The following is an 18,125-nucleotide window of genomic DNA, read 5'->3' on the forward strand; positions in this document are numbered from 1 at the left end:
GACAGGCGCGCGACGATTCAGCGCTGGCAGTGCCCGCACCAGACGCTGGCGCGCTGGCCGATGGTGGCGTGGCGGAGCAGCCGGCCACACTGCCGGCAGGGCTCGCCTTCACGCCCGTAGACCAGCAGCTCCTGCTCGAAGTACCCCGGCGCCCCGTCCGGATTGATGAAATCGCGCAGGGTGGTGCCGCCGCGGGTGATGGCATAGGCCAGGATCTGTTTCACCGCATCGGCCAGGCGCTGGTAGCGCGCGCGGGAGATCTTCCCGGCCTCGCGCAGCGGATTGATTCCGGCCATGAACAGGCTTTCGGCGGCGTAGATGTTGCCGACGCCGACCACGATGCCCTGGTCCATCAGGAAGGTCTTCACCGACGCGCTGCGGCCGCGGCTGCGGGCGAACAGGTAGTCGCCATCGAAGGCGTCGTCGAGCGGCTCCGGACCCAGCCCGGCCAGCAGGGCATGGGTTTCCCCGGCCGGCTGCCACAGCAGGCTGCCGAAGCGGCGCGGGTCGTTGAAGCGCAGCAGCCGGCCGTTGTCCAGGCTGATGTCCACGTGGTCGTGCGCGCGCACCGGCGTATCGCCGGGCAGCACGCGCAGGCTGCCGGACATGCCCAGGTGCAGCAGCGCGCTGCCGATGGCGGTATCAAGCAGCAGGTACTTGGCGCGGCGGCGCACGCCCTGGATGGCCTGCCCGGGGAGCAGCGTGCTGATCTCCGGCGGAATCGGCCAGCGCAGGTCGGGGCGACGCAGGATCACGCCGTGGATGCTGCGGCCTTCCAGGTGTGGGGAAAGGCCGCGGCGGGTGGTTTCTACTTCGGGAAGCTCGGGCATGAGGGGATTCTAAGGCGTCCCCCGATGAACCGCGGTAGAGCGGCGGACTGCCCCGCTACGGTCCGAGTGACGCTCAGCGCGGCGGCGCAGCCAACTCGCGCGCACTCAAATACCCGTCGCCATTGGCATCCTGTTTGTGGAACCGCTGGATCAGCGTCTGCCGCCGCTGCTCCCGCGTGATCGGCGGGCCTTTGCCACCGGGCAGCTCATCGGCGCTGAGCACGCCATCGCCGTTGCGGTCCATGCGATCGAAGGCGTACAGCAGCCACTGCACGTATTCCTCCACGCTGACCCGGCCGTCGCCGTCGGTGTCCATGCGCTGCAGGTAACTGCCCGTATCCGTGACCTGCGCCTGTGCCGTCGCACCCAGCACGCCAACGGCCAGGCCCAGACACGCAAAACGCCGCACAAGGCGGCGTTTTGCGGAGACGTTCCCGGTCGGGAAGCGCATCGATCAGTGCGCCGTCAGTGCGTAGCCCTTCAGGCGCGCGGCATAGTTCTGCAGCGCGGCGATGCCACTGGCTTCCGCTTCATGGCACCACGCCTGCAGCAGCTTCAAGCGTTCGGCGGCGTCATTGCCACGTGCTTCCAGCAGGGCTGCCAGACGCGCACGGTGTTCAACGAGCACGCGGATGCGCGGGCGCTGTTCGACCCACGTGCTGAGCTGGGCGCGGCAATCCGGCTTGAGCCAGCGGCCGTCGTTGACCAGGCCACGGCGCATGCGGCGCGGCAGCAGCTTGCGCAACTTGGCGCCAGCCATCGCGGCCTCTTCGCGCAGGGCCGGCACGAACACGTTGCGCTGGTAATCGGTCATCGCCTGGAAGCGGTGCGACAGCAGGGCCTTGAGGGTTTCAGCATCCGGCACGGCGATGTTCGGGCGCACGTCCATGCTCGGTGCTACGCGCAGTACCTTGGCCAGGCGCAGGGCCTGCAGGCCGCGGATCACCGCCCAGCCGATGTCGAACTCCCAGCGGCGCATGGAGAAGCGCGCCGAACTGGGGAAGGCGTGATGGTTGTTGTGCAGCTCTTCGCCACCCACCCAGAACGCCCACGGGGTCAGGTTGGTGGAGGTATCGGCCGATTCGAAGTTGCGGTAGCCCCACCAGTGGCCCAGGCCGTTGATGACGCCGGCGGCCCAGAACGGGATCCAGGCCATCTGGATCGCCCACAGGGCCACGCCGGGCAGGCCGAACAGCACGCTGTTGATGACCAGCAGCGCGACCGGGCCGAGATTGGCGTGCGGGGTGTACAGGTGGCGCTCGATCCAGTCATCCGGGGCGCCGCGGCCGTACTGCTCGATGTCCGCACGCATTGCGCGGGCCTCGCGGTACAGCTCCACGCCGCGCCAGAACACCATGCCGATGCCCTTGGTCACCGGGCTGTGCGGGTCTTCATCGGTTTCCACCTTGGCGTGGTGCTTGCGATGGATCGCCACCCACTCCTTGGTGATCATGGAGGTGGTCAGCCAGGTCCAGAACCGGAAGAAGTGCGCGATGACCGGATGGAAATCCACCCCCCGGTGCGCCTGGCTGCGATGCAGATACAGGGTCACGGCGAAGATGGTGAGCTGCGTGAATACCAGCAGCACCAGCGCCATGCCCCACCAGCCAAGGCCGACGACGCCGCCGGTCAGGAAGTTGAGGAGCGTATCGAGCATCGCAGAACTCCGGGCCGCAGTCGGCCAGCAAGGAAACGGGTACACCTTCGGACATGATGGGGCCTGACGTTGCAAACTTCATCCCTTCGATGCCATTTTTGCGCAGTCATTCAGTTCCTCCCTTACCTTCGTGAGCATGCCCCCGCATTCATGACAGTCGCAGCCTCGCCGGTGGTGCCGGCCTCCTCCGTCCCCCTGATCGAGCTCGACCGCGCCTGTGTCATCCGCGGGCAGGTCCGGGTCCTGCACGATCTCAGCCTACGCATCGAACAGGGCCAGCACACCGCCCTGCTGGGCCCCAATGGCTGCGGCAAGTCGTCCTTCATCAAGCTCATCACCCGCGAGCTGTACCCGCTGGCGCATGGCGATGGCACGGTGGCGGTGCGCGTGCTCGGCCAGAACCGCTGGCAGGTGGACCGGCTGCGCTCGCAGCTGGGCATCGTCACCGGCGACCTGAGCAGCAACCTATCGGACATGCCCGGGCTGACCGTGGAAGAGGCGGTGCTGACCGGCTTCTTCGCCAGCTTCGTGGTGCCGGCCTTCCGCGAAGTGACCCCGGGGATGCGCGAACGCGCGCGTGAAACCCTGGCCATGACCGGCGCCCTGCCCCTGCTGCAGCGTGGCTATGCCGAGCTGTCGGCCGGCGAGACCCGGCGCGTGCTGATCGCCCGGGCGCTGGTGAACCGGCCGCAGGCCCTGCTGCTGGATGAGCCCTCCACCGGGCTGGACCTGATCGCCCGCGAGCAGCTGATCGCCACCATGCGCGATCTCGCCCGCCAGGGCATCACGCTGGTGCTGGTGACCCACCACATCGAGGAGATCATTCCCGAGATCGAGCGGGTGGTGATGCTGCGCGGTGGCAAGATCCTCGCCGATGGCCCGCGCGCGGAACTGCTGCGGGATGGACCGTTGTCCGAGCTGTTCGGCGGCCCGATCCGCGTGGTGGAACAGGCCGGCCGGTTGAGCGCGTTCGCGGGGTGAACGCGAAAGGGGGCCCCGCGGCCCCCCACTGCGGCACGGCCATGCCGGATCTGGCCGGATGCCGCCCGGCCGCTCCCGTGGCCGGATGAAGCTGCGATCATGCGGCTCCCCCTCTTCGAGACCTGCCGATGTCGTCGTTCCTGCGCTCCGCTGCCGTCCGCCCGATGCTGGTGACTGCCCTGCTCGCCGCCCTTGCCGGCTGTTCGTCAACGGCGGCACCGCGCACCACGGCGGTGGAAGCGTCGGTCACCACCAAGGCGGTCGGCTACCTGCAGGGCAGCGCCGTGCCGGACAGCCTGGCACTGGTACCGGCACCGCCGGCGGCCGGCTCGGCCGGCTTCGCGCTGGATGAGCAGGTCAGCCGTGAAGCCCGTGCCCTGCGCGGCAGCCCACGCTTCGAGCAGGCCCACCGTGACGCCGAGCTCGCCTTCCCGGCCGGTGCCAACCAGTTCTCCTGCGCGATCGATGTCGACGTGGATGCGGTCAAGACGCCCGCCCTGTACCGTCTGTTGGAACGCAGCCGGATCGATGCCAGCGCGGCCACCCGCACGGCGAAGAAGCACTACCAGCGCGCACGGCCGTTCATGGTCAACAACGAGCCGACCTGCTCGCCGGAAGACGAGAAGGACCTGCGCGGCAATGGTTCTTATCCGTCCGGCCATACCTCGATCGGTTGGGCCTGGGCCCTGATCCTCTCGGAGATCGCCCCGGACCGCGCCGACGCGATCCAGGCACGCGGCCGCAACTATGGCGAGAGCCGCCTAGTCTGCAACGTGCATTGGCAGAGCGACATCCTGGAAGGCCGCTTCATGGGCGCTGCCGCCGTGGCACGCCTGCATGACAACGCTGTGTTCAACAGTGACCTGCTGGCGGCACGCAAGGAGATCGCTGCGGCACGCAAGGCAGGGCTGCATTCGGCGCAGGATTGCGCGGCTGAAGAAGCGGTGTTGAAGGTGCGGCCGGCGAGCGCGTTGTAAGCAGGGCAGCCGACCAACGGTCGGCTCTACCGCGCATGGCAAAAAAAAACGGCGCGGATTTCTCCGCGCCGTTTTCGTTTTCACGGGCGTGCCCACCCACGGTGGGCACCTACCGCATGACGTGCATCAGAACTTCGCGGTGAACTCCACGCCGAACGTGCGCGGCTCGTTGAGGAAGCCGGTCAGGTTGTTGAAGTCGATCGCGCCGACCACGCGGACCTGGTCGGTCAGGTTGCGGCCGTACACGGCCACGTCGTACTGGCCGTAATCCCAGTTGTAGCCCAGGCGCAGGCCCCCTTCCAGCGAAGAGCGGCTGCGGAACTCCGGGGACTCGTACAGGAAGAAGTTCACTTCGCTGCGGTAAGCCCAGTCGGTGTAGACATAGAACTCGCTGGCATCGTTGACCGGGAAGCCGGCGCGCAGGGTCAGGTTGTGGATCCACTTCGGCGCCTGCGGCAGCGGATTGCCGTTGACCAGCGCGTAGGTGCCGCCATCGATGACCGTGGTCGGGTCGGTGATGGTGCAGCCGCCGCCACAGATCGCCACCGCCAGATCCTTGTCCTTGATCTCGGTGTCGTTGTAGCTGCTGCCCAGGGTCAGCAGGACGTGGTCGGTCAGGTAGGCCTCGAAGTCGAGCTCGGCGCCCTGGCCGATGGTCTTGTCCGCGTTAAGCAGGGTCGCGGTGTTGTTGCTGCCACCCACGGCGATCAGCTGCTGGCCGTCGACGTTGTAGCGGAACACGTTGAAGCCCAGGCGTGCGCGGCGGTCGAACAGGTCGGCCTTGATGCCGGCCTCGTAGGAGATCACCTTCTCCGAATCCGCCTGCGAGACGCCACCAAAGGCCAGGCGGCCCTGGATCGACGGCGCGCGGAAGCCCTTGGCCACACGGGCATACGCGTTGAGGTTGTCAGTGATCTGGTAGACGCCGCTCAGGTCCCAGCTGACGTCGTTGACATCGGTCCTGGCGATGTACGGGCCGCTGACCGGGGTGCCGAACGGCACGGCCTGAAGCACGCTGGCGCTGAAGTCCTTCTTGTCCTGCGTGTAGCGCACGCCACCGCGCAGCTTGAAGCGCTCGGTCACGTCGAAATCGCCGGAGGCGAACGCGGCCCACGCCTTGTTGCGCTGCTGCTGCACGGCGTGACCGGTCTGCGGATTGCCCGGGGTCAGCGAGTCGTAGTTGAAGCTGTCGATGGTGACATCTTCATCGAAGTAGAACACGCCGGCCTGCCAGTCGAAGCGGCCCCACTCATTGGATTCCACGCGGAATTCCTGGGTCCACTGGCGGTGGTGCGGCAGGCCATCGGCCGATTCGGAGGCGAACGGGATGTTGCCCGGACCGTAGTTGCCGGCGCCCAGGAAGCTGGCACCGTAACCGCCGTCGATGTCGCCGTGGTTCAGCGATTCGGCGGTCTCGTAACCGGTGATCGAGTGCAGGGTCACGCGGCCCAGGTCCCACTTCAGGCGCGCGCTGCCGCCCCAGGTTTCCAGGTCGGAGAAGTTCTGGCCATCGGTGGAGACTTCATCGCGGTCGAAGTTCTCGACCAGCTGGTTGGTGCCCGGCTTGATGATGTTGGCGCGGAACAGGCGCGCGGTGCCGTTGAGCTTGCGCTTGTGCAGGTTGAACAGCGCTTCGACATCATCGCCTTCGTACAGGAACTGCACGCGGGCAGCGGCTTCGTCATACCCCTCGAAGCCCTGCGCCGGGGCGCCCTGGCGGGTGTTGGTGACCCAGTCGTCGCGGCGCTGGTACAGCGCGGACACGCGTGCCGACCAGCGGTCGGTCAGCGGGCCGCCGTAGGCGCCCTGCGTGTTCCAGGTGTTGTAGCTGCCGTAGGCGACCTTGATATAGCCGTCGGCATCCTGCGAGGGACGCGCCGAATCGAACTTGACCACGCCGGCCGGGGTATTACGGCCGAACAGCGTGCCCTGCGGGCCACGCAGCACTTCCACACCGGCCAGGTCGAACAGCGGGAAGCCCTTCAGCAGCGGGCTTTCCTGCACCACATCGTCATACACCAGCGAGACCGGCTGCGAGGCATTGAGGTCGAAATCGGTGTTGCCCAGGCCGCGGATGTAGAAACGCGGGAAGGCACGGCCGTAGGACGATTCGATGTTCAGGCTGGGCACACGCGCCGACAGGAAGCGGATGTCATCGCCGGCTGAACCGAGCACGTCGAGCTTTTCACCCTGGATGGCCGAGATCGAGACCGGCACGTCCTTGGCGTTTTCGACGCGGCGTTGCGCCGTGACCTGCAGCGTATCGAGGGCGACCGGATCCTTGGTGGCGGGGGCATCCTGGGCTGCGGCCGTCAATGGCAGCAGGGCGGCAAGCGCGACAACGAGCGGGTGCACGGACGGGAAACGGCCGTGGGCAGTGCGGTTCGGGAACATGGCGTTTAGGCTGTGTTGGGAGGGGTGGTGGACCGGCGCTACCAGACAATTGTTGCAGTACAGCAACAGAGCCGCAAACAACGCCTATTCATTACCTGCTCCCGAGCCTGCGCGTTGTGACGGCGATCGCGTCCCGACATCCCCGGTCATCGCCTGAATGCCCTGCCCTGCCGCCCTGCCGGGTCCGCCAGCGCTTCGGTATGCTGGCGGGCCTCGATGCCCATTCACGTTGCCACGCCGATGACCTCACTGCGCCGTACCCGCCTGACGCTGTCCGTTGCCCTGCTCGGCCTGCTGGCCGGTTGCGGCGGTGATCCCGTGCGCCCCACCCCGCCGCCGGCGGCCGTGCCGGTAACCCCGGCCAAGCCGGTCAAGATCGGCATCGCGCTCGGCGGCGGCGCGGCCAAGGGCTTCGCCCATATCGGGGTGATCAAGATGCTGGAGGCCAACGGCTTCGAACCGGTGGTCGTGTCGGGCACCAGCGCCGGCAGCGTGGTCGGCGCCCTGTACGCCAGCGGCATGGACGCGTTCCAGATGCAGTCCAAGGCGGTGGCCCTGGATGAAGCCAGCATCCGCGACGTGCGCCTGTTCTCCGGTGGCCTGGTCCAGGGCCAGAAGCTGCAGGACTACGTCAACGCCCAGGTCGACAACCGCCCCGCCGAGAAGCTGAGCAAGCCGTTCGCCGCGGTCGCCACCCAGTTGGAAACCGGCGAGCGCACCGTGTTCGTGCGTGGCAATGTCGGCCAGGCCGTGCGCGCCTCCAGCAGCATCCCCGGCGTGTTCGAGCCGGTGAAGATCGGCAAGTACAACTACATCGACGGCGGCGTGGTCAGCCCGGTGCCGGTCGATGCGGCGCGCCAGCTCGGCGCGGACATCGTGATCGCCGTGGACATCTCCAGCAAGGCCAGCGGCAAGGCGCCGACCGGCATGCTCGGCATCGTCAACCAGTCGATCTCGATCATGGGCCAGCGCCTGGGCGAGCAGGAACTGGCACGCGCGGACGTGATCATCCGGCCCAAGGTGCTGGACATCGGCGCGGCCGATTTCGGCCAGCGCAACAACGCGATCCTGGAAGGCGAGAAGGCCGCGATGGCGGCGATGCCGCAGATCCGCGCCAAGGTGCAGCAGCTGCAGAAGGCGCGTGCCGCCGCGCTCGCCCCGCCGCCGCCCAAGCCCAAGTGCGATGCGCCTTCGCGCGTGGGCCGGCTGATGGGGCGCAAGGAAAAGTGCGAGGGCTGAAACTCCGCCACCGGTAGAGCCGACCGTTGGTCGGCTGCCGTTCGAGCGACGTTGCCGCGGGGCCATGGGGTTGGGGCAGCCGACCAACGGTCGGCTCTACCGTGCGATCGCGAGGGCGATCGGCGTCATTCCAGCTGCGACAACGGCAGCGCGCGGAATTCCTTGACCGTGCGCAGCACGAAGCTGGAATTGACGTCGGCCACGCCGGCGGCATTGAGCAGTTTGTCGAGCAGGAAGCTGGAGAAGTGCTCCAGGTCGCGCACATAGATGTGCAGCAGGTAGTCCATGTCGCCGGTGAGCGCGTGGCAGGCCACCACCTCATCCCATTCCACGACGCTGTCGGCGAACACGCCGATGGCGTGCTGGTCGTGTTTTTCCAGCTGCACGCGGACGAAGGCCTGCAGGCCCAGGCCGATCTGACGCGGCTCAAGGCGGGCGCCATACCCGGCGATCACGCCCTCGCTTTCCAGCCGCTGGACCCGCCGCAGGCAGGCCGACGGAGACAGGTTGACCCGGGCGGCGAGCTCGGCGTTGGTGGCACGACCGTGTTGCTGGATTTCCGCCAGCAAGCGCAGATCCGTGCGGTCGAACTGGGCATCTCCGGTCATTGCTGCCCCGCAACATGATGTGGACGCAATGATATTGCGCCAACAGGCCATATCCGCGCAACTTTGCAAACCTCTTGCGCGCGCCCTGCCCTAGCATCGACAGGTGACTTCCCAGGAGACCACCACGATGGAAACCGCCACCGCCCCCCGCCGCGTCGAACACCAGCAGACCGACAAGGGATACGTGCCGGTCTATACCACTGCCATCGTGGAACAGCCCTGGGACAGCTACACCGCCGACGACCACGCGACCTGGAGCACCCTGTTCCAGCGCCAGCGCGAATTGCTGGTCGGCCGCGCCAGCAAGGAATTCCTGCATGCGCAGGATGAGATGGGCATGAGCGCGCACATGATCCCGCGCTTCGACCAGCTCAATGAGGTGCTCGGCGCCGCCACCGGCTGGACCCTGGTGGGTGTGGAGGGGCTGCTGCCGGAACTGGATTTCTTCGACCACCTGGCCAACCGCCGTTTCCCGGTCACCTGGTGGATCCGCCGCCCGGACCAGATCGACTACATCGCCGAACCGGACATGTTCCATGACCTGTTCGGGCACGTGCCGCTGCTGATGAACCCGGTGTTCGCCGATTACATGGCCGCTTACGGCCGCGGCGGCGTCAAGGCGCATGCCATCGGCCCGGAGGCGCTGCAGCACCTCACCCGCCTGTACTGGTACACGGTGGAATTCGGGCTGATCAACACCGATGAGGGCCTGCGCATCTACGGCGCCGGCATCGTGTCGTCCAAGGGCGAATCGCTGTACTCGCTGGAGTCGGCCGCACCGAACCGGATCGGTTTCGATCTGGAGCGGATCATGCGCACCCGCTACCGGATCGACACCTTCCAGAAGACCTACTTCGTCATCGACAGCTTCGAGCAGTTGATGCAGGCCACCGCGCCGGACTTCACCCCGATCTATGCCGGGCTGGAGGCGAAGGACCATCTGCCGGCCGGTGAGGTGCAGGACGGTGACCGCGTATTCCAGAAGGGCACGGGCGAAGGCTGGGAAGACGGCGGCGACGTGTGATCGGGAGCGCCGACCGTTGTGCGATCGGTAGAGCCGACCGTTGGTCGGCTGGCGCTCGAGCGACGTTGCGGCGGACGCCGTTGAGCGGGAGCAGCCGACCCACGGTCGGCTCTACCGCGGATACGCCAGCAGCACCACCAGATCCTGCTCCCCCACCTGCTGCAGCGCATGCGAGCTCCCTGTCCGCGTCAGCAGCGCATCCCCCGCCGCCACGTCGTACTGCTTGCCATCCAGCACGTAGCTGCCCTGCCCGCTGACGATGTAGTAGATCTCGTCCTTGTGCTGCGGGTGCAGGCCGATGCCCGCGCCCTTGTGCAGCACGCGCTTGCGCAGCACGAACGGCAGGTCATCCCCGGCGAAGAACGGATACGCCGTGGTCGGCCCCGCCCCGCCGTGCGGCCCCGGCTGGGTCACGGCGATATCGCGTTCGTGCACGACACGCGAGGGCTTCGCCGCATCACTGCCCTGCCCTGCACTGCGCACCTCGCAGTCGATATCGCGCTTCAGCGCCGAAGTGAGTCCAGGCTGCAACGCCGCCCAGTCACGCATCACCAGGCACGCCACCGCCGTCGCACCGGCCACGCTGAAGTGCGTGCCGTCGGCCTTGTTCTGCTCGGGTACGAACATGAAATAGGGCCTGGCACCCTGCTCGCCCAGCCCGCGGATCCAGCGCGTGGAGCTGTCATTGAGGTCGATCAGCGCGACCTGCTCACGGCTGGCCAGCGCTTTCACGGCCTGGGTGTACACGCCATGCGTATCCAGCAGCGAGCCGAAGTCGTACAGCAGCCGCGCCACCGGGGTGATCAGCACCGGCGTTGCGCCCTTGTCGCGGGCCAGCTGCACGTAGCGCATCAGGAACCGCGGGTAGGCAACGGCGGGATCGGTGTAGCGGGTGGGGTCTTCGAACTTGGCGTCGTTGTGGCCGAACTGGATCAGCAGCACGTCGCCACGTTGGAGTTCGGCGGCGATCGCATCCAGGCGCTTCTCATCGATGAAGCTGCGCGTGCTGCGGCCGCCCTTGGCATGGTTGCGGACCTCCCACACGGCGGGATCGAGATAGCTCTGCAAGGCCTGGCCCCAGCCGGCCTGTGGCGCGCGCTCCGGGCCGTACTCGGCGGCGGTGGAATCCCCGGCAATGAAGATGCGGTGCGGGGCGCACAGCGCGCTGGGGGCCGCGAGCAGGAATGACAGGGACAACAGCAAACGCAGCATGGTCATGCTCCTGAATGGAGAGCTGCCGGCCAGCGGCCGGCACTACCGGCGTGCATCTGGTGGAAAGCCCCCTGAGTCAGGGGGCGACCGCGAAGCGGTGGGGGTCTGGATGCAACGATTGCTCGGGGCCCACGATCTGCAGCGCAGATCGTGGGAGCGCCAGCGCATAGCGATGGTGTTACCGGGCGAGCCAACCACCGTCGACCGGCAGGACCGCGCCGTTGACGTAGTCCGAGGCGCTGGAGGCCAGGAACACGGCGGTGCCGCCGAGGTCTTCCGGGGTGCCCCAGCGCGCTGCAGGGATGCGGTCGAGGATGGACTTGTTGCGGTCCTCATCGGCGCGCAGTGCGGCGGTGTTGTCGGTGGCCATGTAGCCCGGGGCGATCGCGTTGACGTTGATGCCCTTGCTGGCCCACTCGTTGGCGAGCAGGCGGGTGATGCCGGCGATGCCGCTCTTGCTCGCGGTGTACGACGGCACGCGGATACCGCCCTGGAAGGACAGCATCGAGGCGATGTTGATGATCTTGCCGCGGCCCTGGGCGATGAAATGCTTGCCGGCGGCCTGCGAGATGAAGAACGCGGACTTGATGTTGACGTTCATCACGTCATCCCAGTCCTGCTCGCTGAACTCCACCGCGTCGGCGCGGCGGATCAGGCCGGCGTTGTTGACCAGGATGTCCAGGCCGCCCAGGCCTTCGATGGTTTCGCGGATGACGCGCTCGACCGGCTCGATGCTGATCAGGTTCGCTTCGATCGCCAGGCAGCGACGACCCAAGGCGGTGATCTTGGCGATGGTTTCGGTGGGCGGCGCGATGCCGGCCACGGCGACGTCGGCACCGGCCTGCGCCAATGCGACCGCGATGCCCTGGCCCAGGCCGGTGTTGCCACCGGTGACGAGGGCGACCTTGCCTTCCAGACTGAACGGATTAGCCATTGCGTATGTGGTCCTTGTCCAATGCATAACAGACGCCGCCAGCGCGATGCCGGCGGCGTGTCGGGGTTACTTCAGCTGGCAGATGTCCAGCACGTGCATGTCGGTGTAATCCAGGTTCTCGCCGCCCATCGCCCAGATGAAGGCGTAGTTGCTGGTGCCCGCGCCCATGTGGATGGACCACGGCGGCGAGACGACGGCTTCGTTGTTCTGGATGACGATGTGGCGCTGCGCGTCCGGCTCGCCCATGAAGTGGTACACGCGGTCGTTCTGGCCCAGGTCGAAGTAGAAATAGACTTCGCTGCGGCGGTCGTGCAGGTGCGGCGGCATCGTGTTCCAGACGCTGCCCGGCTTGAGCACGGTCAGGCCCAGCAGCAGCTGCGAGGACTGGCAGGTGGCCGGCACGATGTACTGGTAGATGGTGCGCTCGTTGCTGGTTTCCAGCGCGCCACGGTCCAGTGCCACGGCGTCCTTGATCGACAGCGCCTTGGTCTCGAAGCGCGCATGCGCCGGGGTCGAGGCCAGGTAGAACTGCGCCGGGTTGGCCGCGTCATCGGAAGCGAACACCACCTCGGTGCTGCCCATGGCCACGTACAGGCCGTCCTTCGGACCCAGCGTGAACACGGTGCCGTCTACGGTGACGGTGCCGCTGCCGGCGCCGACGTTGATCACGCCCAGCTCGCGGCGCTCCAGGAACGCGTGGCCGGCAGCCGAGGCCGGCTCGGTCTGCTTGGGCAGCGAGACCGGGCCGTTGACCGGGGCCGCACCGCCGAGCACGAAGCGCTCGTAATGGGTGTACTTGAAGGTCACCGCATCGGCGTTGAACAGACCGTCGAGCAGATACAGCTCGCGCAGGTCGTCATTGCTGGCGCCCTTGATGGCGTCGGGATGGGTGGCGTAGTGGGTCTTGCAGTACATGGCGTCTCCAGAGCAGGGGTGGGGCGATGCGTCGGCCCCGGCGCGATTTCAAGTGATTGTAGCGATTTGGTAAACCGGTGTCATTTTGCAGCGCACGATAGACCGGGGCGGGCCCGGCGTGGTGTCCATGTCAGAAAAGCCGTGCGATCGGCAACGGATGGCACGGGCGCGCGGCGACGCGTTCATCATGACCGCGCGTCGTTGCCATCGCGGCGCGCGTCAATCCTCGGGCGGCTGGCAGGAGTCGCGCACGATCAGGTGCGGGCGCACGCTGGCGTGCTGCATCACCGCCTGGCCATCGGGCTGGATCAGCATGGCCGCGGCGGTGCGGCCGGTGTCGCGCGTGTGGCGGCGCACCGAGGTCAGCGACGGCCACAGGCGCGAGGCCAGCGGGCTGTCGTCGTAGCCGATGATCGACAGCTGGCGCGGAATGTTGATGCCCGCCCGCAGGGCGACCTTGTAGATACCGGCGGCCATTTCATCGTTGCCGGTGAAGATGGCGGTCGGGCGCTGCTTGCCCAGCAGCAGCTTTTCGGCCGCGGCCACGCCGGATTCGAAGGTGTAGCCGGCCTCGACGATGCGAGCGGGGGGCAGCTCGATGCCGCGCTTGGCCAGCGCATCGATGAAGCCGGCGGTGCGTTCGTGCGCCGAGCGGTACGCGCTCGGGCCGGTCACCAGGGCGATGTCGCGGTGGCCCAGGGAAAGCAGGTAATCGGCAGCTTCGGCCGCGCCGTCGCGATCGTGGGTGACCACCATCTGCGAGGTGTCATCCAGCGGCAGCGAGGCGATCCGGGTGAAGCGGCAGCCGATCTCATCGAGCATGTCCACCAGCGCCTGGTCTTCGGAGGCTCGCGGCACCAGGATCACGCCGTGCAGCTTCTGCTGCTGCACGAAGCGGCGCACCCCCTCGATGTAGCCGGGGCTGCGCGAATCGCAGGGGTGCACGACCAGTTCGAAACTGGAGCCGCGCAGCGCGTCCAGCGCGCCGTACTGCATGTCCACGATGTACTGCGCGGTCGGGTTGTCGTACACCATGCCGATCAGGAACGAGCGCCGGAACGCCAGCCCCCGGGCCAGCGGGTCCGGCGTGTAACCGACCTCGCGCATCAGCGCTTCGACCTTCTCGCGCGTGTCCTTGCGCACCAGCGGCGAGTTGTTGATGATCCGCGAAACGGTCTTCTTCGATACCCCGGACAGACGCGCGATGTCGTTGATCGTGGCGGCCTTGCCTTTGGTCAATCCGTGCGGCGACGGATCGGTTTTGCTGCGCAATGACATGTCGTTCAAACCGGGGATGAGTCAGGGGATTCTAGCGGGGAGCTCAATCAAGGGCGCGGTAGCGGAAGTTCCGGAACTGGACCTTGCCGTCACCGGCAGCATAGATCGCCGGCTTCAAGGCCAGGAACTTGCCCGCCACATTGTGATGGTAGCCGGAGACTTCCATCTGAACCGGGTACTTCTGCCAGGTTTTGCCATCGGTGCTGGAGTGGATGGTCACGATGTGGCGGTTGTTGGTCACCCGCAGCCACAGCGTGCCACCGGTGGCGCTGGGGGCCAGCCGGGTGGGGCGCTCCTCGCCGTAGCGGTGCATGATGAACTTCTCGCCGTTGCTGCCCACGCCCACGTACAGGCGGTCGCTGTAGAAGAGCAGGGCACCGCCCACTGCGCCCGGGGCAATCTCCATCTCGACCTCGAACTGGTAGGCCTTGTCGCCGGCGATGGCGGTCAGCGGCGAGCTGTCGCGCGGGGTGCTGCCCTTGCCCTGCAGCACCATGCCCTTGCCGGTGAAGCCCAGGCGCTTGTACTCGTCCTGGGCCGGGTTGAAGAACGACCACTGTGCGCCGAGGGTCTTGCCGCGGAAGTCATCGGACAACGCCATGCCGTGCTGGCCGACCGATGTGCCCGAAGGCATGGCCAGCGGCTGGCCGAGGTCGCCGCCCTTGGCCACGAACCAGCCATCGGCGGTCCATTCGATCGGCTCCAGCAGGGCCTGGCGGCCCAGCGTCCAGTACCCGTTCTCGTAGCCGTGATACATCATCCACCAGCGCCCGTCGGTGCCTTCGATCACCGTGGCGTGGCCGCGCGACCACCACGGCTCGGCGGCCGACCGGGTGCGCATGATCGGGTTGTTCGGTGCGTTCACCCACGGGCCGTGGATCGAGCGCGAGCGCGCGGTGATCACCATGTGCCCGGTGGGCGGGCCGGCGGTGCCGCCCACGGCGGTGGTCATGTAGTACCAGCCATCGCGGAAATTGATCTTCGGGCCTTCCTGCGCATAGGCCTCCACATCCCAGCTTTCCGGGTACTTCCAGCCGTCGTAGACGTGCTTGGGCGTGCCGACCACGCTCAGGCCGTCGTCGGCCAGCTGCACATAGTCGCCGCCGCTGAGGAACAGGTAGCGCTTGCCGTCTTCGCCCACCGCATGGCCGGGATCGATGTAGCTGCCCAGGCCGATGTCGATCGGCTCGCTCCACGGGCCCTTGATGTTGTCGGCCCAGACCACGAAGTTGCTGCGGGTCTCCCCGGTGCGGGCGGGGAAGTAGATGTAGTAGCGGCTGCCGTGCTTGACGATGTCCGGGGCCCAGATCGCCCCCACGTTCCTGGTGATGGCATGGCCCAGCGGCTGCCAGTTGACCAGGTCGCGCGAGTGCCAGATCGGCAGGCCGGGGTAGGCATCGAACGAGGACAGGGTGAGGTAATAGTCGTCGCCATCCTTGAGCACGGACGGGTCCGGACGGTCGCCGGCGAACACCGGGTTGAGGAAGGTACCGTTGCCCAGGTCGGCCTGGCGCTGGTTCTCGATCCCGCGCTTCCAGGCGGTGGCCGGCTCGGCGGCGTGTCCGGCGCCGGCCAGCAGCAGGCAGGCGGTGGCGAAGCTCGCCAGGGTCTTCCTCAAGTGCATCGTCTCTCTCCCTTGAACGTATCGTGGGCCGGCCGCGCTCAGCGCGCCCCGGGCCCGGCAAGACGCTGTTGCCAGCGTGGGTACTCGGTGGTGATCAGGGCCTGCGGCCAGGTGCCGTACCAGTGGTAGCCGGTGCGGCGCTCGCGCGGAATCTGATCGAAGGTGGCCACGCGTTCGCCCTCCCGGTTGGCCAGCACCACCGAACTGTCGCGCAGGTCATGGAAGCGCCCCCACAGCAGTGGGGCATCCGTATCGGCGACCAGGCGGCGATCCACCGTGGTGCGATGGAACTGGAACTGTTCCGGCGTGGTCTGGAAGGTCTCCAGCCGCCAGCCGGTCAGCGCGTGCGCCTGGAACCACGCCATGGCGGCGTTGACCGAGGCGACCACCTCCGGCGATGGATCCGGGATCGACATCAGGTAGCGGACCACGCCGACACTCTCGTCGGTGACCAGCGCCGGCAGTTCGAACTTCCGGCCCTGCGCGGGCTGCAGGGTGGTGCGGTCGTACTGGCCGGCCCAGATCGTCGGCACACCGTCCTGGCGCACCTGCAGGCGCAGCAGGCAGGCATCGCCGGCGGTCACGGCCGCGTCCACGCGGGCACGCTGATCGGCCGTGATGAAGCCGAACACCGGCTCGCGCTGCACCCGCCGCAGCGTGGTCAGCACACCGCTGGTGACGTCGTCAGCGAAGGTGATATGGCCATGGTAGGAGGTGCGCGACGGCACCGAGTGCGGCCAGCCGCCACACGTTGGAATCTGCTCGGCGAGGATGAAGTCCAGGCCGCGCACGGCCGCATCGCGATAGCGGGCCTCCCCGCTGCGCGCGAAGGCCTCGCCCAGGTAGCTGACCTGGGTGTAGATGTTGCGGTTGTCGAAGCTGCCGCCGGGCGTGGCCTGGTCGGCCGATACCTGGGCCCTGGCGGCCTCGTCGAGGATCCGCTGGGGATCCTGGTTGACCGCCCAGCCACCACCGCGCCGCTGCAGCGCGACCAGGTTGTCGGCGATCTGCCGGTACTGATCGGGCCGATAGCGCGGGTAGTCCGTGCCGTGGCCGCTCTGCCAATGGTTGATGCCGTCCTGGAAGCCGCGCAGCGCGATGTCCTGGCCCTGCGCCATGGCGGCGCAGGGCAGGGCGACCCACAGCAGGGCAGCCAGCCGCCGCACGCTTACGCGCGCAGCAGGGCGGGCAGCCACAGCGACATTTCCGGGAAGAAGGTGACGATCAGCAGCACGCCGAGGGCAGCGAACCAGAACGGCCAGATCGAGCGCATGCTCTCACCCACGCTGATCTTGCCGATCGCGGTACCGATGAACAGCACCGAGCCCACCGGCGGCGTCACCAGGCCAAGGCCACCGGTCAGCACCAGCACCAGGCCGAAGTGGATCGGATCGATGCCGTAGGCCTTGGCCACCGGCAGGAAGATCGGCGTGCAGATCAGGATCATCGGCGCCAGATCCATGAAGGTGCCCAGCAGCAACAGCATGATCACGATCATCAACAGCACCATGAACTGGCTGTGCGCGAACGACTGCAGGAAATTGACCGCCGCCGACGGCACTTCCAGATAGGCCAGCAGCCAGCCGAACACCGCCGCGGTCGCGATCACGAACAGGATCACGCCGGTACTGCGCGCGGCATGGGTGACCGTGCCGAGGAACTCGCGCCAGTCCAGCTGGCGATACAGCACCGTGGTCACCAGCAGGGCGTAGACCACGGCGATCGCCGCGCTTTCCACCGCGGTGAAGATGCCGGCGCGGATACCGATGAAGATCAGCGCGACCAGGCCCAGGCCGGGCAGGGCCGAGACCAGCCGCAGCAGCACCGCCCGCCAGCCTGGGAAGATTTCCACGCCATAGCCGCGACGGCGCGCGACCACGTAGCCGGTGATCATCAGGGCGACGGTCATCAGCAGCGCCGGCACGATGCCGGCCGCGAACAGATCGGCGATCGACAGGCCACCCCCGGCCGCGGCCGAGAACAGGATCAGGTTGTGCGAGGGCGGCACCAGCAGCGCGACCAGCGCGGCAGTGATGCTGACGTTGACCGCGAAGTCACGGTCATAGCCGCGCTTGACCATCTGCGGAATCATCGTGCCGCCGACCGCCGAGACATCGGCGATGGCCGAACCGGATACACCGCCGAAGAACAGCGAGGACAGGATCGACAACTGGCCCAGGCCGCCGCGCATGCGCCCGACCAGCGAAGACGCCAGTGAGATCAGGCGCTCGGAAATGCCGCCGCGCATCATGATTTCGCCGGCGAAGATGAACAATGGAATGGCGATCAGCGAGGCCGAGCCGGTACCGGCCGAGATCTGCTGGACCAGCACCAGCGTCGGCAGATCCAGGTACCACAAGGTAGCCAGGGCGGCGGCGGCGAGCGCGAACGCGACCGGCACACCGAGCAGCAACAGCACCGCGAACACGGTGAAAAGAATGGTGATACCCAT

16 protein-coding genes are annotated in these 18,125 nt (G+C 67.4%); 4 read left to right on the forward strand and 12 right to left on the reverse strand.

The genetic code is table 11. The features are described from left to right. Window positions 1-17: 17 nt before the first annotated feature. From mutM to NJD74_RS15905, 3 genes are all read right to left on the reverse strand, one after another. Window positions 18-830: a bifunctional DNA-formamidopyrimidine glycosylase/DNA-(apurinic or apyrimidinic site) lyase gene (gene mutM / locus NJD74_RS15895; protein WP_319624556.1), complete on the reverse strand. Its 813-nt coding sequence runs from the start codon at window positions 828-830 to the stop codon at window positions 18-20. A gap of 73 nt (window positions 831-903) precedes the next feature. Beyond that, window positions 904-1,281 (reverse strand): EF-hand domain-containing protein, encoded by a 378-nt coding sequence (locus NJD74_RS15900; RefSeq protein ID WP_070472711.1) that lies wholly within the window; start codon window positions 1,279-1,281, stop codon window positions 904-906. A 3-nt stretch (window positions 1,282-1,284) separates the two neighbouring features. Beyond that, window positions 1,285-2,487 (reverse strand): fatty acid desaturase, encoded by a 1,203-nt coding sequence (locus tag NJD74_RS15905; protein ID WP_019184105.1) that lies wholly within the window; start codon window positions 2,485-2,487, stop codon window positions 1,285-1,287. Between the two features lie 195 nt (window positions 2,488-2,682). Here NJD74_RS15905 and NJD74_RS15910 point away from each other — a divergent pair, with 195 nt between their 5' ends. Together NJD74_RS15910 and NJD74_RS15915 are read left to right on the forward strand one after the other, a co-directional pair. Further along, window positions 2,683-3,468 (forward strand): ATP-binding cassette domain-containing protein, encoded by a 786-nt coding sequence (locus NJD74_RS15910; RefSeq protein ID WP_319624586.1) that lies wholly within the window; start codon window positions 2,683-2,685, stop codon window positions 3,466-3,468. A 128-nt stretch (window positions 3,469-3,596) separates the two neighbouring features. After that, window positions 3,597-4,445, forward strand: coding sequence for a phosphatase PAP2 family protein (locus NJD74_RS15915; RefSeq protein WP_319624557.1), 849 nt, complete (start codon window positions 3,597-3,599; stop codon window positions 4,443-4,445). Between the two features lie 126 nt (window positions 4,446-4,571). Here NJD74_RS15915 and NJD74_RS15920 read toward each other — a convergent pair whose 3' ends face one another. After that, window positions 4,572-6,839, reverse strand: a complete 2,268-nt coding sequence (locus NJD74_RS15920) for a TonB-dependent receptor (RefSeq protein WP_070472721.1) — start codon at window positions 6,837-6,839, stop codon at window positions 4,572-4,574. 240 nt (window positions 6,840-7,079) lie between these two features. Between NJD74_RS15920 and NJD74_RS15925 the strand changes: the two genes are divergently transcribed. Then, window positions 7,080-8,078 (forward strand): patatin-like phospholipase family protein, encoded by a 999-nt coding sequence (locus tag NJD74_RS15925; RefSeq protein ID WP_070472724.1) that lies wholly within the window; start codon window positions 7,080-7,082, stop codon window positions 8,076-8,078. A 125-nt stretch (window positions 8,079-8,203) separates the two neighbouring features. On the opposite strand, the gene NJD74_RS15930 is transcribed toward NJD74_RS15925, so the two are convergent. Continuing rightward, entirely contained in the window at window positions 8,204-8,686 is a 483-nt protein-coding gene (locus tag NJD74_RS15930) for an Lrp/AsnC family transcriptional regulator (RefSeq protein WP_019184100.1), read from the reverse strand. Window positions 8,687-8,813: 127 nt separating this feature from the next. Between NJD74_RS15930 and phhA the strand changes: the two genes are divergently transcribed. Beyond that, window positions 8,814-9,710 carry a phenylalanine 4-monooxygenase gene (gene phhA / locus NJD74_RS15935; RefSeq protein ID WP_046274215.1) on the forward strand — a complete coding sequence of 299 codons (897 nt, stop codon included), beginning with the start codon at window positions 8,814-8,816 and terminating at the stop codon, window positions 9,708-9,710. A 111-nt stretch (window positions 9,711-9,821) separates the two neighbouring features. Here phhA and NJD74_RS15940 read toward each other — a convergent pair whose 3' ends face one another. The 7 genes from NJD74_RS15940 to NJD74_RS15970 all read right to left on the reverse strand — a co-directional run bounded on the left by NJD74_RS15940 (window position 9,822) and on the right by NJD74_RS15970 (window position 18,125). Beyond that, window positions 9,822-10,922, reverse strand: coding sequence for a GDSL-type esterase/lipase family protein (locus NJD74_RS15940; protein ID WP_319624558.1), 1,101 nt, complete (start codon window positions 10,920-10,922; stop codon window positions 9,822-9,824). Between the two features lie 178 nt (window positions 10,923-11,100). Beyond that, window positions 11,101-11,856 carry a 2-dehydro-3-deoxy-D-gluconate 5-dehydrogenase KduD gene (gene kduD / locus NJD74_RS15945; protein WP_019184096.1) on the reverse strand — a complete coding sequence of 252 codons (756 nt, stop codon included), beginning with the start codon at window positions 11,854-11,856 and terminating at the stop codon, window positions 11,101-11,103. Window positions 11,857-11,922: 66 nt separating this feature from the next. After that, the gene (gene kduI, locus NJD74_RS15950) at window positions 11,923-12,771 is read right to left on the reverse strand and encodes a 5-dehydro-4-deoxy-D-glucuronate isomerase (protein WP_319624559.1); all 849 of its coding nucleotides are present in this window, start codon (window positions 12,769-12,771) and stop codon (window positions 11,923-11,925) included. 219 nt (window positions 12,772-12,990) lie between these two features. Next, window positions 12,991-14,049 carry a LacI family DNA-binding transcriptional regulator gene (locus NJD74_RS15955; RefSeq protein WP_046274231.1) on the reverse strand — a complete coding sequence of 353 codons (1,059 nt, stop codon included), beginning with the start codon at window positions 14,047-14,049 and terminating at the stop codon, window positions 12,991-12,993. 43 nt (window positions 14,050-14,092) lie between these two features. After that, window positions 14,093-15,673, reverse strand: coding sequence for a family 43 glycosylhydrolase (locus NJD74_RS15960; RefSeq protein WP_070472734.1), 1,581 nt, complete (start codon window positions 15,671-15,673; stop codon window positions 14,093-14,095). A gap of 38 nt (window positions 15,674-15,711) precedes the next feature. Next, complete coding sequence (gene pelA / locus NJD74_RS15965) at window positions 15,712-16,869, reverse strand: pectate lyase (protein ID WP_319624560.1); 1,158 nt, start codon at window positions 16,867-16,869, stop codon at window positions 15,712-15,714. Further along, window positions 16,842-18,125, reverse strand: a complete 1,284-nt coding sequence (locus NJD74_RS15970) for a TRAP transporter large permease (RefSeq protein ID WP_319624561.1) — start codon at window positions 18,123-18,125, stop codon at window positions 16,842-16,844. Before NJD74_RS15970 ends, pelA begins: the two co-directional genes overlap by 28 nt.

The organism is Stenotrophomonas sp. RG-453, from assembly GCF_033843685.1.
Classification (GTDB): domain Bacteria; phylum Pseudomonadota; class Gammaproteobacteria; order Xanthomonadales; family Xanthomonadaceae; genus Stenotrophomonas; species Stenotrophomonas bentonitica_A.